Annotated in this window: 10 protein-coding genes and 1 tRNA gene; 4 read left to right on the top strand and 7 right to left on the bottom strand. The window is 49.3% G+C overall.

What is annotated here, in order from left to right; genetic code table 11:
* Positions 1–2: 2 nt before the first annotated feature.
* A tRNA-Leu gene (locus FTO68_RS00135) sits at positions 3–85 on the top strand.
* Between the two features lie 59 nt (positions 86–144).
* On the opposite strand, the gene FTO68_RS00130 is transcribed toward FTO68_RS00135, so the two are convergent.
* The 3 genes from FTO68_RS00130 to FTO68_RS00120 form a co-directional block, all read right to left on the bottom strand.
* Positions 145–1,344 carry an AAA family ATPase gene (locus FTO68_RS00130; RefSeq protein WP_255331463.1) on the bottom strand — a complete coding sequence of 400 codons (1,200 nt, stop codon included), beginning with the start codon at positions 1,342–1,344 and terminating at the stop codon, positions 145–147.
* Between the two features lie 652 nt (positions 1,345–1,996).
* Positions 1,997–2,137: a hypothetical protein gene (locus tag FTO68_RS00125; RefSeq protein WP_255331320.1), complete on the bottom strand. Its 141-nt coding sequence runs from the start codon at positions 2,135–2,137 to the stop codon at positions 1,997–1,999.
* 269 nt (positions 2,138–2,406) lie between these two features.
* A complete protein-coding gene (locus FTO68_RS00120; protein ID WP_255331319.1) occupies positions 2,407–3,114 on the bottom strand; it encodes a hypothetical protein in 708 nt (235 codons plus the stop codon).
* Positions 3,115–3,286: 172 nt separating this feature from the next.
* On the opposite strand from FTO68_RS00120, the gene FTO68_RS00115 reads away from it, so the two are divergent.
* Both FTO68_RS00115 and FTO68_RS00110 read left to right on the top strand, forming a co-directional pair.
* Positions 3,287–4,012, top strand: coding sequence for an ABC transporter ATP-binding protein (locus FTO68_RS00115; protein WP_255331318.1), 726 nt, complete (start codon positions 3,287–3,289; stop codon positions 4,010–4,012).
* Positions 4,005–5,411 carry a hypothetical protein gene (locus FTO68_RS00110; RefSeq protein ID WP_255331317.1) on the top strand — a complete coding sequence of 469 codons (1,407 nt, stop codon included), beginning with the start codon at positions 4,005–4,007 and terminating at the stop codon, positions 5,409–5,411. Before FTO68_RS00115 ends, FTO68_RS00110 begins: the two co-directional genes overlap by 8 nt.
* Before the next feature lie 26 nt (positions 5,412–5,437).
* On the opposite strand, the gene FTO68_RS00105 is transcribed toward FTO68_RS00110, so the two are convergent.
* The gene (locus FTO68_RS00105; protein WP_255331316.1) at positions 5,438–5,632 is read right to left on the bottom strand and encodes a hypothetical protein; all 195 of its coding nucleotides are present in this window, start codon (positions 5,630–5,632) and stop codon (positions 5,438–5,440) included.
* On the opposite strand from FTO68_RS00105, the gene FTO68_RS00100 reads away from it, so the two are divergent.
* Positions 5,626–9,021, top strand: coding sequence for a PAS domain S-box protein (locus tag FTO68_RS00100; RefSeq protein ID WP_255331315.1), 3,396 nt, complete (start codon positions 5,626–5,628; stop codon positions 9,019–9,021). The genes FTO68_RS00105 and FTO68_RS00100 overlap by 7 nt on opposite strands.
* A 10-nt stretch (positions 9,022–9,031) precedes the next feature.
* Here FTO68_RS00100 and FTO68_RS00095 read toward each other — a convergent pair whose 3' ends face one another.
* The 3 genes from FTO68_RS00095 to FTO68_RS00085 all read right to left on the bottom strand — a co-directional run bounded on the left by FTO68_RS00095 (position 9,032) and on the right by FTO68_RS00085 (position 17,455).
* On the bottom strand, positions 9,032–9,886 hold the full coding sequence (locus tag FTO68_RS00095) for a class I SAM-dependent methyltransferase (protein WP_255331314.1): 855 nt from the start codon (positions 9,884–9,886) through the stop codon (positions 9,032–9,034).
* A gap of 65 nt (positions 9,887–9,951) precedes the next feature.
* Positions 9,952–12,933: a PAS domain S-box protein gene (locus FTO68_RS00090; protein WP_255331313.1), complete on the bottom strand. Its 2,982-nt coding sequence runs from the start codon at positions 12,931–12,933 to the stop codon at positions 9,952–9,954.
* A 61-nt stretch (positions 12,934–12,994) separates the two neighbouring features.
* A complete protein-coding gene (locus FTO68_RS00085; protein ID WP_255331312.1) occupies positions 12,995–17,455 on the bottom strand; it encodes a PAS domain S-box protein in 4,461 nt (1,486 codons plus the stop codon).
* Positions 17,456–17,596: the final 141 nt, after the last annotated feature.

Genomic DNA, 17,596 nt, shown 5'->3' with positions numbered 1-17,596 from the left:
GTGCGAGTGTTACCGAGAGGCCAAAGGTGATCGACTCAAGATCGATTCCCGTAGGGGTTCGCAGGTTCGACTCCTGCCACTCGCATCTGGAATTTTGGTTTGATTCGTAAAGGGCGCTGCTGGGATCTTCGCGTACGTGCCACATTATAACCCCCTTTCCATGATATCCGGCACTCCCCCGTATCTTCCGGAAAAGTAGTTCTTCTCTATCGATCGATCCAGCCTCTTTTCGTACTCAAAAAGGGAATACAGATCAGTATTTCTGGTCTGCTTCTTCTTTTCTGTAAACCATATCTGCTCCCTTCGGAAGATATCGGCTGATAAAAGCCGGGTATTATGGGTAGTTACAATCAACTGTGAGTTCATTCTGTTGGTCTTGTTGCTATGAAAGAGACGGAAGATGTATGTGATTAAATCCGGGTGGAGACGTGTGTCAAATTCATCAATAATAAGTATTCGTTGACGGTTCTCGAATGCATCCAGAAATAATCCAAGCAGGTTAAAGAACATCTGGGTTCCAGCGGATTCAAATTCGGAGAATGTATTTGTGATCTGATGACCATCATCCCGGGTATGTACGCTCGTTAATTCTGAGGTCTTAATAACACCATCAGTAAGAGGTTTTTTAGTGTTATCTTCAATGAGTTGAATGACTATATCGGGAATATCTGATCTCTTCATTGTTTTTATAGTACCTGATATATCATCAATGTCAAAATCGGCAAAATTTAGCAGATTAATTATTTGATCCTTATTCTCCTGTTTTCTGTTCATATAGTTAATCGTGTATCGGTCACCAATATCCATGATGGAATCCATATAATTTAAATTTACATTAAACCACTTAAATACCGGTCCAAATGGCTTATATTCATTATTTGCTTTTGAGAGGAAGAGGACATTATTACCTGTGTGGCGGAAAAGCCCCTTTTGTTCCTCTTCATCCTGATATGCCAGAAGATCGTTTTGTTTCCGGACAAAGATCGTCTTTTCGCTTTTTCCTTTGAAATAGACGAGTTCCTCGGATATTATTTCATCTGCATTATAGGAAAATGAATAGCGGTATTCCGTTTCATCGATGATGAAGTTAAGTGAGAAAGCTGTTGGTTTCTCTGCATACTCAGAATTCAGGATGAATGGAAAATATGGGATTTTATCTCCTTTATTGAAATTTCGGGACATACGAACAATAAATTGCATCAGGTCAAGAGCTCGGATCTGGTTTGTCTTTCCTGATGCATTTGCTCCAAAAATGACCGCACTTTTCAGTAATTTCGTAACTCCCGGAACCTCCTCAACCCGGATAAGGTTCTCCGCCTTCTTTCTCTCTTTCGAAGGTACCATACTGAATGTTGTCTTTTCAGAGATAGAACGGAAGTTTTCCACACTATATTCTATCAGCATACACTATACTCGCATCTCCTGAGAGATAATTGTGTCGATGGATTTTACGATTTTTTCGTAGAATCTCCTATTGTAGTGTACATCTATAAAAGATCCTCCTGTTATCTGTATATGCCAATTCCTTTTCGACCAGCGTATGTAAAGAAAGGCTCATTCGTTTTTGACCACCTCTGACAAAACTCTGTGCAGTAATGTAAGGATATGTTGATCGACCACTTTTGTATCTGCTATTTCATATCGTACAATTATCGAATGATTTTTATTGCTTCAATCCAATTATCTGAATGGTGAGTAAGTCCTTTCCGAAACGGATGAGGCCACCTTGAGGTGGGCGGGACAAAGTAGGAAAGGGATCACTGCAATTTTGGCTCATGCATGCTGTTCAGCTCCAGCATCTCTCCAAGCTCCATACAGTAAACCCCTCTTTCCGGAACTCTGCGACATCCTCAATCCCCCGTGCAACAACGCCGAGCGAGACCTGGTGGGAGATGCCCTGCACGGCGGGAGTTTTGCTTGTAATGAGGTGAGAATGGAATATGTCCCGGAGCGGGTGAGTGTCGTGTTCTTGATCTCAAGCGCAAGATCCGCTCCTTCAGAGATGGCGAGGAGATCGATCCCGTCTCCCCGGCGCATCCACCATGAGCCGACTGCCGGTGAGGACGAGGAACGAGGGGCTAAGTGCATAGAGGTGCTCCATCAGCTTGAGCTCTTCTCTCCTGCCATAGAATTTCATAATGATTATGATTGTAATTATTATGTTTATAATTAATATTGGGGGTTTGTCGAGGAGTAACTTATAGTATACTATATCAAAAATCGGGAAAAACTTTCAGTATACTATAAGTTTATCATCTCCCTGCATACTCTGTTCTGTAGAGGATATAACCGATATCAGGGCTGATGATGCAGCGTAAGAGAGGCTTGGGAAAGAGAGCGTCCGGCCCTCCACCTATCCCGTCCGCTATCCCCTTTATCTGCCGTTTTCTCTCTGCGATTTTCTACTCAGAGTACGTATTCCTCTCTCCTCACACCATTCCAGCTGAACCTGGTTTCGCTCAGCTCATCATGCATCCACCATCCGGTGAATCGTGATTGTGTGTCGTCCACCGTCAGTTCAAACGGCCCCTCATCCCCGTCACATGCCCATGTACCGGTGAAGACATATCCGTCATTTGAGATCGTTCCATGTACTGTTCCGGTATTGGTATTTTCATAGGAAAATGTACCGGAAACTGTTCTGCCCTTTTGGGTGAGGATCATCTCTCCGGAATCCTTTGTATCATCAAGCCAGGTGCCTGTCCATGAGACCGGTGGCGCCCGGTAGCCGGTCCACGGGTACTGGAGGCTTTCATCTGTGTCTTCAATCTCCGTCCACCAGCCGGCAAACTCCTGCCTGTCAACGGACATCGTCAGCTCAAAAGAGCCTTTGGAATCTTCCTGTCTCCAGGTTCCGGTGAGGATTGCTCCATTGCCGGATACTGTTCCTTCCATCGTTCCCCGGCTCTCTCCGTAGATATATGTACCGGTGACACGATCCCCGGCCTGGGTCAGCCTGAGTGCGCCGTGATCTACAGACGTGTCTATCCAGACTCCTGACCAGTCTGCCTCTTTGCCATACGATGCCGTATCCGTACATCCTGCAACAAGCAGTCCGCCGATAACAAGAACCACAACTGCCGGCAGGCAAAAGCGATGTGAACAACCGTTCATATAGTAATCATATCATAAAATAATATAAAAATATTATGAAAATATGTTGATGAAATGCCCGGTTTCTGTATCTTTCTCAAGTTAGCCACAGTCTTTTTGCCTGGATACATACGGGATACCTTTTTCTTTCCGAAAGTGAGAATCACCATCATAAGAAGCCGGAGAAGTCAGCATGCCACCTGTCATCAGAGCAACCGATCTTGTCAAAGACTATGGAGATCTCCGTGCCGTTGATTCAGTCTCTCTGGATGTGGAGGAAGGAGCACTCTTTGGGTTGCTTGGGCCAAACGGCTCTGGAAAAACGACGATGATAAAGATGCTGACCGGCCAGGTTAAACCGACTGCGGGTTCAGCTGCCGTCCTCGGCATCGATGCGGTCGCAGATCCGGTTCTGGTGCGGAGGATGATCGGGATCATTCCTGAGCAGGAGACGCCCCCAAGTTTCCTCTCGGCAATGGAGTACCTTGCCTTTGTCGGAGCAGTCAGGAATATCCCGGATTGTGAAGGGAAAGCAGACTGGTGGTTCGATTTTCTCGACTTTGCGGATAAGAAAGATGTCCTGTGTAAGGATCTCTCACGCGGCACACGGCAGAAGCTGATGTTTGCCCAGGCATTTATCCATGAGCCGGCACTTGCTCTCATAGATGAGCCGCTCATCAACTTTGATCCCGTCATGCAGGACCTGGTCAAGGAGTATATGGCGGAATATGTGCAGAAAGGGAGGACGATCTTTCTCTCTACCCACATTCTTGAGGTGGCAGAGGAGATCTGTTCGGATATTGCCATTCTCCATAAAGGAAAACTGCTCCATTTTGGCCCTGTTGCCGAACTGATCGAACAGGGAGAGGATCTCCCCTCCTTCTTCCTTTCACTCGTCAGGAAGGGCGATCATGCTTGATCTCTTTCTCGCTATGATGAAGGAAGAGTGGAGGATTCATTCCACGATCTTTGGAAGCCTCTCATTTGCTCTCTTCCCGGTGATGATCTGTGGGATTGCGTTCATGGCTTCGTTTCTCATCCCGATAATCCAGGCATCCCTTCCCCCCGGATACCTCACGCTGATCACACACGGGAGCTACCTGATGCTTGGTGTGATGGTCGGGGGGTTTGGACTGCTTGGCAGTGAAGTAATGAACCGGCGGTTCGGGCAGGTAAGCCTTCTTGCCTATTCTGCACGGAGCCTCCCGATCAGAGAGACAACCATCTTCCTGACCTTTGTGGTTAAGGACACCGTCTACTATTTCCTTCTCTGGGTCTTACCGTTTGGATTTGGGTACATTCTGGCATCACCGTTTACGGGAGTCCCGTTACTATCTGCTCTTTTGCTCCTCACAACACTCTCACTCTCGTTCCTCTTCGGGCTCTCGGGCATTTTCCTCCTCTCATCAGTATATGCACGATCAACAACGGTCTTCTGGCTTCTCCTCATCATCCTCTTCACTGGTATCGGGGGAACTGTTCTTGTAACTGCAATTAACCCTGCCCTCTTCTTTCCTCCGCTTCTCATCTATAACTCACCTTCTGTTGCGAGCTTTCTCCTGGCAGTCCTCATTCTCGTGCTTCTCTTCTCAATCGCAACTCTCCTCTTTGATCCGATCTCTCCGGGTTCTGCAAAGAGGTACCCAAATGCCTTTACCCCTCTCTCAGGCAGGCTGTCATTTCTTCCAGACTCACCACTGGTTGCAAAGGATCTCCTTGATCTCTTTCGGAGCGGGAGCCTTATCGGCCAGACGATCTTCTCCTTCATCCTGCCCCTTGTGGTGATCTGGTTCTTCCTCTCCCTCCTCGAGGGCTTCCTGCCGCCACAGGGTCTCATCTTCCTGGTTGCGATCACAACCGGCATCATCGCATCGACGATGTATACCTGGGTGACCATGTTCGACACCTTCGGCCCATATGCCTGCCTTCCAATTGATGTCAGCACGATCATTGCAGGCAAACTCACCACATGTGGAATTCTCCAGATGATCCCGGCCATCTTTATCGCGACTGTTGCCATCCTCTCAGGAGATGTGATCTATCTCATTCCCTCTGTTGTCCTCTCACTCTCGGTTTCTTTCTATGCTACAGCAGTGATGGTCTGGCTCTCCGGACTCTCCCCGAACGTGCTCGTCTATGATGTAAAAGTACTTGCTGCATACCTCTTTCTGGTAGGGATCGCCATTGCACTCCTGACAGCAGCCGGGTACTCAAACCCAGACTATGCCTATCTGGCAGTGCTCCTTGCCATCCCGTCCTGGTGCTTTATCCGGAGGGGGAGGGCGTGGTGGAACGCATCTGAGCCGGAAGGGTTCTGAAGAACACAGATCGGCTGTGTTGTTTATTATAATGGATATCCGGATCTATCGGCTCTCACACGATCCGATTGGGCAGAATCAATCCCTTTATTGTAGCAGGATAATGATAGGTCATATATCTCCTTTTTAAGGCATTCTGAATCTATTCTGGGGAGTAGATGTTCTGCCCGGATACCAGAACATTCTTTATTATCTCCCTTCAATATCTCATCATATGCCATTCTCCACTGATCCGTTTTTCTCTCTTCTGTTCATCGATGATGAACCGGCGCTCCTGGAGATTGGAAAAATCTATCTTGAGCGTACAGGTGATATTGCCGTCACAACTGCGGGTGGCGTTGAGGAGGCAATCCGGCTCATTGGGGACAACCGTTTTGATGCAATCATCTCGGATTACCAGATGCCGGGGATGGATGGGATCGCGTTTCTCAAGCACCTGAGGCAATCTGGCAATACCATTCCGTTCATCATCTTCACCGGGAAGGGTCGCGAGGAGGTGGTGATTGAGGCTTTGAATAATGGTGCTGACTTCTATGTTCAGAAAGGGGGTAATCCAAAAGCACAGTTTGCGGAACTTCGCAATGCAGTTGAAAATGCAATACAGCGGAAACAGACGGAGGCAGCACTTCGGGAGAGTGCCGGAACATTCCGTGCGCTGGTGGAGCAATCAAATGAAGGGATTGTCATTACCGATTTCACCGGTACGGTTCTCTTTGCGAACCAGAGAGCATTTGAGATCATCGATCTCGATGAAACAAAACACGATACAAAGGCACCTCTGAATATACTTGATTATCTTGATTCCCCGGATGATCGTGAGAGGGCGATCCTGGATCTTGCCGAAGTAGCGGGTGGATTTGACAGTTTTCTCGTGAATTATACGATTCGAACGCTTACTGGAGGTAAGAAGAATCTTGAATGTATCGGTAAATTTATCGAATACAAACATTCTCCGGCCCTGCTTCTCTCGATTCGGGATGTAACAGAACAGATGCTGGCACAGAAGGCGCTCCGTTCTTCGGAGGTGTGGTTCTCTACCCTCTTTAAGGACAACCCCATCATATTAACGCTTGTTTCGGCATCTGATGGTGTCTTTGTTGATGTCAACCAGATGTTTCAGAATGTGAACGGATATACTCGCGAGGAGGTGATTGGAAAGACCGCAGAAGAGATCGGGATATTCATTGATAGGAATGAATCAGCTGCTTTCACGTCGGCACTTCAGAGGGATGGGTGTGTTTCCGGTATGGAATTGCGAACCCGTTCAAAAAGAGGTGAGGAATATATCTGCCGATTTTACTCACGTCTCATCATCATGGACAATGCTCCCTATATTCTCTCCTCAATTGAGAACATCACTTCCATGAAAGCAGCTGAGATGGCATTGGGAACACTTCTTTCAAGTATGGTCGGAACCACCGGAATGAAATCCCTTGAGCGGATGGTAAAAAGCGTATCAGAATGGCTCGGGGCAGATTGTGTGATGATCGGGGAGATCAAGCCGAATCAGGAGACGGTTTTTGTGCTCTCGATGGTACTTGATGGAGAAGTGATCCCTGGGTATTCTTTTACCATCCAGGGAACGCCCTGCGAAGCTGTTCTGGAGAAAGGATTCATTTTTTATCCTGATAATCTCCCTGAACTCTTCCCCGGATGCAGCACTATCTGGAAAGAGCCATTCCGTGGGTGTGCAGCGACCCCGTTGCTATCAGGCGAGAATGTGGTTATTGGTTTCCTCTGCATCCTGAAGAGAGATCAGCTGCATCTCCCAATCTCGGCGAAGGAGACACTAGATATTCTTGCCGCCAAGGCATCTGCCGAGATCGGGAGGCTGCATGCCCTGAGTGAACTCTCCGATAGCGAGGAAAAGTTCCGTACTCTTGTAGATGATATTCTTGACGGTATCGTGATTATCTCTCCGGATGGCACTATTCTCTTCACAAATCCAAGTGCAGGTACCGTACTCGATGAGGAGCATTACCGGGAGCTGATCGGCAGAGCAAATATCATCGATTATATTGCTCCCGGATCTCGTGACGATGCGATCTCCAATATACAGAAGATGGCATCCGGAGATGATGACTTCCTTGCAGAATATCTCGTTTCTACCTCAGATGACCAGGAGATATGGGTTGAGGCGATCGGTAAATCAATTACCTTCGAGGGAGCCAGGGCAATCATTCTTTCGGTCCGTGATATCACCAAAAGGAAGCAGACTGAGCAGGCTCTCCATGACGAGCTGGTCAGGCGGCGAATTCTTGTTGATCAGTCACGTGATGGAATTGTTCTCCTGGATGAGAACGGCAGGGCAATTGAGACGAACACGCGGTTTGCAGACATGCTTGGGTATAGTGTTGATGAGGTCCAACAACTCCATGTCTGGGACTGGGACGATCAAAGCACCGCTGCTCAGCTCCACGAGATGATACAGACTATCGATGAGGCAGGGGATCATTTTGAGACTGTTCACAGGAGAAAGGATGGAAGTACAATTGAAGTTGAAATAAGTACAAATGCTGCATTCTTCTCGAATAAAAAATTAATTTTTTGTATCGTCCGGGATATCTCCCAGAGAAAGAAGGCGGAATCAGCCCTCCGCGAGAGTGAACAAAAATTCCGGTCTCTCGTCGAAAATGCCTTTGATGGCGTCCTGATAACTGATTTCAGTGGAACAATTCTCTTTGGGAACAGTGCAGTTGCCAGAACAATTGATCTGTCCGATCCATCTGAAGCAATTGGAAAGAATGTGCTTGATTATATCGCATTGACCTCAAGAGAGCTGGTGCTGAAGGATTTCTCTATGATCCAGGCCGGTCATGATGGATATATCTCTGAATATCACGTGATTACGGCAAAGGGAAGGGAAATCATCGTGCAGAGTGTCGGCAAGGTGATCTCCTATGAAGGAAAACCTGCCGATCTGATCTCACTTCGTGATGTGACAGAAGAGAAGCTGGCAAAGGACGCCCTCACAAAGACCAATAAGAAACTGAATCTCCTCTCATCCATCACCCGCCATGATATTCTCAACCAGATTATGATCGTCGCCGGCTACCTGTCGTTCATAGAGAGAGATATTGAATCCCCGAAGCAAAAAGAGCGAATGCAGAGTGTCAATCATGCGGTGACAATGATTCAGCATCAGATCGAGTTTACCCGCGAGTATGAACAACTGGGGGTGAAGGCGCCTCTCTGGATTTCAGTGAAAAACACGATTGATATGATCAGGGAAGATCGCATTCCTATTCACTGTGAATGTCTCGAATTCTCAATATTTGCTGATTCCATGCTCGAGAGGGTTTTTGCAAACCTGCTACAGAATACTCTCCTCCATGCTGAAGGGGCGACACATATTCATATCTACTGTCATGTGGATGATACTGAACTAAAGCTAATCTGGGAAGATGACGGTGTAGGTGTCCCGGATGGCGAGAAAGAGCGGATTTTTAATCGTGGGGTTGGTAAAAACACAGGATTGGGATTATTTTTTACCAAAGAGATCCTTTCGATCACTGACATCTCAATTTCAGAAGACGGAGTGTATGGAGAGGGGGCACGATTTGTGATTCATGTGCCTGGTGGGCGTTTCAGACGAAACAATCCGGAATAACCCTCCCCTTTTATGCTCCAGGATCCCCTTTTTCCCACCAGATCCGCACGCGGACTGAGTGTCCGGGTATGATAATCTGATCATTGTGATGCATGACTCTCTCCCTGAGATATCTCCGGACACATGCTTTCTGCTCGTCACCGTCTGCAAAGACCCTCCCTGAGAAATGTGTAACGGCATCATCAAGGGAGTCAAAACTGTTGTTATGTTCAAGCGGGAATACTTCGATATTCGGATAGATGCCCATTGAATAGAGGAGATTATAGATGAGATCACATGTTGGGGCGGGAACAAAATCCAATCCATGGAGCTGTGGCCAGAGATCACGCGACATTGCATCCCACGTGCTCTCGCCAGTAAACCAGTAAATGGCGATATATTTTGATGAAGCCTCCTGCATCTTCTCTATGGCGTCCCTGAGATCCGGTACATTCAGGGAATATGAGGCAAAGACCACGTCATAGGGTGGTTCAAGATCCTCCTGAATATCAACATCTTCCCACCGTTTTCTGACGAGCCTGATAGTGTTGCATCCCTCTTCTCTTATCATCTCGGAAAAGACCGTGCACATCCCCTCTGATGGCTCGACTGCGGTGACATGGGCGACCAGTTTTGAGATGGGAAAAGCAATGGTACCTGGTCCGGATCCGATATCCAGAACCCGTGAATTTGGTGTGAGCGGGAGATCCTCTATGGTCTTTCTGATCCGCCCTCCGGTATCATTCTTCCACATCCTGGCAAACATCCGTGCGGCATCAATAGTCTCCCAGATATTTGATTGACGATCCCTTGTTCCGCACCTCTCGTGTTCTCTCTGCTGCCTCTTCCAGGCATCGTTCCAGTCGATGGTTGTGTGGTGTACCATATGGCATCAGCTATTTTTCTGCAAAAATGAGAGAATAATGGAGATTATGAGGATTATTCATCTGATTATTTCCGCCATCCCCCTTCGGGAACCCGCATCTCAAACCTCGCTCCTTCTCCATATTTCCCGTTCTCTTCAATCGAAATTCCGGTGATCGCCAGGATCTCGCGTACAAGGAAGAGCCCAAAACCGGTGTTCTTCCCAAACCCCCTCTCAAAGATCCGCTCCTTTTCGCTGTCGGGGATCCCGGGTCCATCATCCTCCCAGGTGATCACAAGCTGCCCCTTCTGCTCCTCACACCGGATCTCCACCCGGCTTGCCCCTTCGGCATGCCGGATCGTGTTCTCCATCAGGTTGAAAAAGACCTTCTGGATCATCGGATCGGCAAAGACGATGAGTTCGTCGCAGAGGTGCCGGATGATCGGCAGTTCTCCATCATCGACTGCCTTGATCAACGCAGTGAATGGAAGCCATGTGGGCGACTGCACACCCAGACTCTCATACTCGCGGGTAAACTCGATCTGCCGTTCGATGGATTTGACCGCCTTTTCGATATCGTCAAGGAACGTATCCTGCTGCTCCCCTTCCTGCTCTCTCTTCAGCCAGATGTAGCCGTCTATCGCCATGATCTTGTTCTGGATATCATGCCGGGTGACACTGGAGAGGATCTGGAGTTTCTTGTTGGCCCTCTGAAGCGCTCTTTCCTCCTGTTTTCGCCAGGTGATATCGATACAGGAGCCCATCATTGCAATCGGTGTGCCGGATGCGTCACGGACAAGGGTGGTGGCAAGCTCAACGACGATCTCTGATCCATCCTTTCTTTTTCCCACAACCTCGCCAGACCACCTGCCTGTCCCGAGGATTGCATCAGCGATCTCCCGGCCGCTTTCTTCGGCAGTCCAGAGAGAAAGAATAGATCTGCCGATTGCCTCGTCCTGATCCGATGCCCCCCACATGGCAAGGAACGCAGGGTTCGCATAAGTGATCCCACCGGAGAGATCGGTGATTACAAGGCCGTTTAATGATGCTTCGATGGCTGCATCCTTGAGAATGAGCTGTTCTTCTGAGATTTTTCGTTCGGTGATGTCATGGAGGACCTCTATGATCAGCTCAATCTCCTGGTTCTCGTCAAGAACCGGGTTGCTTGTGCATTCCATGAACATTCCAAGTTCCGGGATGTACCGCTCGACTTTCTCCTGCTTCTTTGATAGAACCGCCTTTGAGGTGGCACATATCTCACAGGGGCTGATCCGCCCGATTAGCTCATAACATCTTTTCCCCCTTGCCTCATCAGGAGTCATGCCGAGGATCTCATAGCCTGCCTTGTTGTACCTTAGGATGGTATGATCAGGAAGCTGAAGGCCGACGATATCGGGGATCCCATCCAGCATCGCCTCGATGAGACGGTTGTTCCTTTCGGCTTCAAGCTCGGCCTCCTTCCTCTTGGTAACATCGCGGCCGACGATGAGGATTGCAGTGGCAACCCCATCGCTGTCACGGAGGAAGGTCATCGTATTATTCACCCAGATTGTTGTACCATCCTTTCGGTACGTCTCAAGATCAAGGCTGACAACACCAACAGGTTCTCCGGATGCCTCCCGTTCAAGTGCCTCATGGAAGGTCTGCCGGGCAATCATCAGAGACTCCGGTGCCAGCACAAAATCCAGTGGCTGGCTCAATGCCTCCTGAACGGTGAGCCCACGCAGGGATTCAATTGATGGGCTGATATAGATGAAGGAGAGCGATAGATTCATGATCGAGATCGTCTCGGTCATATTCTCGGTGATCAGCCTATACAGCCGTTCGCTCTTCTGTAATGCTTTCTCTGCCTCCTTCCGCTCGGTGATGTCGGTATGGGTTCCAAGGAGGCGGAGCGGTCTTCCCTCTGCATCACGGCCTATGATCTTTCCTCTGGCAAGGATCCATCTCCAGCCCCCGTCTTTTGTCTGCATCCGGAACTCAAGCTGGAAATTCCCCTTCCCCTCCCGGATATGGTTCTGAATATACGCTTCAGCCTCCTCGACATCGTCGGGGTGGACAAGTGCCCTCCAGTTTGCATAAGATCCCGGCATCTCGCCCGGCTCATACCCGAGCATCGAATACCAGCGTGGGCTGAAGAAGGCGCTTCCGGTGGCAATATCCCAGTCCCAGATCCCGTCATTGGCAGCATCCAGCGTGAGCCTGTATCGCTCTTCGCTCTCTACAAGTGCCTCTTCCGAATGCCTCTGCTCTGTGATGTCCCGGATGGTCTCGATCGACCCGACGATATCTCCGTTCTCATCATACAGGGGGGATGCCTTCCCGGCGAGGATCGCATACCTGCCCAGAGGCCGCGGCAGTGATGTCTCGGCGATGAGTGTGTCCCCTTCCCTCCTGATGGATGCGTATTTTGAATGCAGCAGATCCTCATCAGATAAGGAGACGAGATCGATCAGGATCGGCCGGCGTTCCCCGTAAAAGGGGATTGCATATTCGTAATCGCCTTTCCCGACCATATCTTTTGCTGAGATCCCGGTCATCTCTTCTATTGCCTGGTTCCAGGCGATCACAATGCCTTCAGCATCGATTGCGAATGTGGGGTCGGGGAGGAACTGGATGATATCATACAGCCGTTTTTCACTTTCTTTTGTAAGCTTCTCAGCCATTATCCGGCTGACGGCGGCACGGATCATATTGGTCAGTTCGGCAAACTGGGATCTCGGATCACCGCCCTTCTGGAGGTAGAAGTCTGCGCCGCTGTTGAGTGCCTCGATCACCACCTCCTCCCGCCCTCTTCCGGTGAAGATGATGAATGGAATGGTATTGCCAGATTGCCTCAGGTGTTTGAGAAACGCGATCCCATTCATCCCGGGCATCTGGTAGTCTGAGACGATCACATCAAAATGCTGGTCATCGATAAGCCGGATCGCCTCTTCTGCATCCAATGCCGTTGTGACGCTATTATCCCCGCTCTGCTCAATGAAGAGCTTTCCTATTTCAAGAAGCGCAGGCTCGTCATCTACATACAGAACGGAGATTGGCACGGCCTCAGCTTCTGTCTCTCTCATTGACTGTATGATGAACATTGAAGTTGAAAATACCTTCTCAATCATTCAGCCCGAATGGGAATCAGGTCTCGAAATCACTCTTCTGCCATGCCCCGGCCGGAACCAGAATCTCAAATCTCGCTCCTCTTCCATACTCCCCGGTCTCTTTCATATTAATCCCGGTGATTACCAGTATCTCCCGGGAGAGGAAGAGCCCAAGTCCCATATTCTTTCCATACCCCCGCTCAAAGATCCGCTCCTTCTGGTCGTCGGGAATGCCAGGCCCATCATCTTCCCAGATGATCGCAAGCTTCCCGTCCCGCTTCTCGCACCGAATCTCCACCCGGCTCGCACCTTCGGCATGCCGTTTGGTGTTATCCATCAGGTTCGAAAAGACCTTTTCAATCATCGGATCGGCAAGCACCCGGTATCCACTGCAATCTACATGAACAGGCAGTTCTGCATCGCAGATTAAAGAGAGAAGTTCATCGATTCCCTGCCACGCCGCTTTTTTCACCCCGAGCTCCTCATAGGTCCGGGTGAACTCGATCTGCCGCTGGATATCGTTGCCTGCTTCCTCTATCCCTCTCAGGTACCTGGATAACGTTGGATCATCAATCTCAGGACTTATCAGGTCGAGGTATCCCATCAGCGCCATGATCCGGTTCTGGATATCATGCCGGGTGATACTCGAGAGGATCTGGAGTTTCTTATTTGCTGTCTGCAGGGCATCTTCTGCAAGTTTACGTTCGGTAATGTCCTGTACTGTTCCATGAAGCCCGATTATTGCACCGTGAGGATCCTTTTTAACGCCCCCATAGACATAGATCCATCGCATGGTGCCATCAGGCCGGATCAACTCAAGTTCAAGATTATAGGATTTACCTGTTTTAATTGCGCAATCAACCGCGTCATTCAGAAGGCTCCAGCTGAACGGAGTATAGATCTGAGATAATTCGTGATATCCTGGCTCGGGAAGGTCAGGATCCCACCCGACGATCTCAAACAGCTCTTCTGACCATGTGAGGCTATCGGTCTCGATCACCCAGTTCCATGTGCCGATATGGGCGATTTCATTCACTTCTTTGAGCCGCATCTGAGCCGCATTCAACGCACGTTCTGCCAGTTTCCTCTCTGTAATATCCATCCCAAACTCGATCAGCCCCCTGATCCCACCCTCCTGATCATAGATCGGGCAACCCCTGATCATGAAGATCCTGCCATCCGGCACCGTTACTTCGCCCTCTTCAATCTTCCCGGTAGCCATGGATCTGAGCACCGGGCAGTCAGGACAGGGCTCTGATCGATTGTGCCAGATCTCATAGCAGTGGCGTCCTGCAAGATCTGCCGCACTCTCACCGACAGAATCGCCAGATACCTTGTTTGCATAGATTAATCTTAAATCCATGTCATAATATGCGAGCATTACAGGAAGTGCATTTAATAGCGCTCCCTTCTCCGCCTCAGACTGCCTGAGTGCCTCTTCAGCCCCCCTCCGCTCTGTCACATCTGAGTTCGTCACGATTACCCTGCCATCTGTAAGAAATGCTGCATGGAATTCGATATCCTTCACTGTGCCATCCTTGCAGGTGACCTTGAACTCACGGACCGTTACCTTCCCATTTTTCTCATTATTCCAGATGGAGCGCACTTTATCCCGGTAGGCAGGATCAGGGTATGCCCTGAGGAACCACTCATCGACAGTCGGGATCTCCTCTGGCGTATATCCGGTGATCTCCTCAACTCCCCCGTTCATTCGGAGTATCGTCCCGGATGTATCAAAGATAATGACTCCGAGGGGGAGGCTCTCAAAGAGGCCCTCGATCAGGTCAAGCTGGCTCTGGATGGCCCTCTCCATCTCCTTTCGCTTCGTGATGTCACGTGATACTCCGAGTATTCCAACGGGTCTGCCCTCCTCATCCCGGAGCAGCCGGGTTGAGTTCTCAACCAGTATCGTCGATCCATCTTTGCAATACTCTTCTGTCTCAAATGATACGGTTCTGTCCGGGTCAGCGGTGCCGGATGCTTCGATTTCCATTTCCTTGTTAAACAGATCCAGAAGTGCTGCATATGAGGCAGAGGTCAATTTCTCTTCGACGGTCTGCGCGAGTGATTCCTCAACCGTGAAACCCTTCATCTTTAGAACTGACGGACTGATGTACCGGAGTGAAAAGTCCATATCAAAGATCCAGATATTATCTGCGGTATTCTCTGCGATGAGCCGGTACTTCTCCTCGCTCTCCCTGAGCGCAACTTCAGCCTCTTTCCTTTCGGTGATATCCCGTGATACCCCGATAATACCGGTCGGCCGGCCATCCTGATCGCGGAGGAACCGGACCGCATTCTCAACAAGTATCGTCGATCCATCCTTGTGGTACTTCTCAAACTCTATTGAAATCGTCCTCTCCGGATCGGCCTTTCCTGTTGCTTCAAACGCCATCTCCCTGGCAAATTGTTTTTGTACAGATTCAAATGATCCGGGTGTCAGCATCTCCTGTAAAGACTGCCCCATCACCTCTTCCGGGGTATATCCCCGCATCTTTTGGACAGAAGGGCTGATATACTGGATTTGGAGGTTGAGATCAGCGATCCATATCGTATCTGCGGTATTGTCTGCAATGAGCCGGTACTTCTCTTCACTCTCCCTGAGTTTCTCCTCTGCATTCTTTCGTTCAGTAATGTCCCTTATAATTCCCTCAATTCCTGTTCTTTTGCCCAAACGATCATATGCCTGGCGGCAGGATACTGAAACAGGGAGGAAGCTTCCATCAGCCTTTTTGAGCGTGACTTCATAATCCTGCACTTCTCCCTCCCCTGCAATACGCCTCAAAATCTCCTTCCGCTCTTCAGGATGTACCCAGAAATCAGAGGCGGGCTTTCCGAGGACCTCGTCTGTTGTATCATACCCAAAGATTCCAGCTGCTGAGGGGCTCAGCATCGTGACTTTTCCGTCAGCATCGGTCCTGTAGTAGATATCCTGAAGATTCTCGATGATGCCCCGGAACTTCTCCTCGCTCTCCTGAAGTGCTGCCTCATACTGCTTGCGGCTTGTAATATCGGTTGCGAGTGCCAGGATGCAGGGCTCGCCCGCGATCTGTACCCTGGTTGCATGCACCTCAGCGGGATAGATCGATCCATCCTTCATCCGGTGCCGTGTCTCAAAGATCTTCTCCTCCAGCAGTGGCGCTTCCTGCCAGAGCCATTGTATAAAGGGATATTCATCTGTATCCGGATCTATATCCGCGATATTCATCGAGAGAAGCTCTTCACGGGTATATCCGGTGCTCTCTATTGCCTTCTGGTTGACATCAAGGATTGCACCGTGTTGATCGTGGAGGAAGAGCATCTGGCTTGCCTTGTTTACCAGTGTCCTATACTTCTCCTCACTCTCACGGAGTGCCTTCTCTGTTTGTTTCTGGTCACTGATGTCATGAAGCCGCTCGATAACGAGTTCCAGGTTCCCATCATCCCCGAATACGGGGTTGCTTGTGCACTGGAAGTACTTCTGCCATTCAGGGATGAACTTCTCTAAGGTCACGGCTTTTCCTGTAGCAACTGCCTCGCTTGTCGCACAGATCTCACAGGGCTCATCCCTTCCGATCAGCTCATAGCAGCGCCTGCCCTCAACCTCGCCGGGGGTCATATTGAGGGTATCGTAGCCGGCTTTATTGTACCTGATAATGGTATGATCCGGTTTTTGGAGCCCGATGATATCCGGAACACCATTCAGCATGCCTTCAAGCAGCCGCCCGGCCTCTGATATTTCGGATGTAGCTTTCTTTCTCTCTGAGATATCCCGTACCCACTCCAGAAAGAATTCGACGTTCCCATCTTCATCCAAAGCAGGTATGACCCGGAGATCGATCCATCTGCCATCGGGGAGCAGCACCTCTTTCTGGAACGGCTTCTTTGAGGCAATTACCTCTTTTGCCTGGCAGTCCGGGCAGATCTCATTAAAATCCCTGTATGTCATGTAACATTTCGTCTGTACCTGCCGTTTCTCTTCCGGTACAGCCCCAAAACCCATCCAGTTGCTGTAGAGGATCGTCATCTTTGGATCATGGATTGAGATCATATCCGGAACAAGGCTCATCACCCTCTTGAACCGCTCCTCGCTCTCCCTGGTCGCCCTCTCTGCCCGGTGGAGATCAACCGCCCTCCTTACTTTCCTCTCGAGCTCGGCAAACTGCGACTTTGGATCGCCGCCTTTCTGAATATAAAAATCCGCGCCCGCATCAAATGCTTCAATAACAACTTCTTCCCGCCCCTTTCCGGTGAAGATGATGAACGGGGTTGTATCACCCTTCTCCCTCAGGACTTTTAAAAATTCGATCCCATCCATATCGGGCATCTGGTAATCGGAGATGATCGCATCATAGGATTTCGTTTCAAGCATATGAAGTGCATCAATTGCCGTCTCCTGCGTATCAACCAGGATCCCGGTGCTTAATTCAAGAAATGCTTTTCCAATCTCAAGGAGCGCCGGCTCGTCATCCACGTAGAGGAGAGAGATCTGCGGATCACCAGATCCTGGGGATGGCATATCTTTTGATTAGCATCATGAAGGATAAACTTTCTTCAATGAATTTCCAGCCGGATGGAAGTAAGGGATGGATGGTTTCTTCTTCAGGGAAACCACTCTTACTGCATCCGAATCGATGGAAATAATTATTGTCTCCATTCT

The organism is Methanocalculus taiwanensis (genome assembly GCF_024372745.1).
In the GTDB taxonomy this organism is placed as follows: domain Archaea; phylum Halobacteriota; class Methanomicrobia; order Methanomicrobiales; family Methanocorpusculaceae; genus Methanocalculus; species Methanocalculus taiwanensis.
Note: the sequence above shows the minus strand (reverse complement) of the source record. Positions and strands in the feature narration are given on the sequence as shown.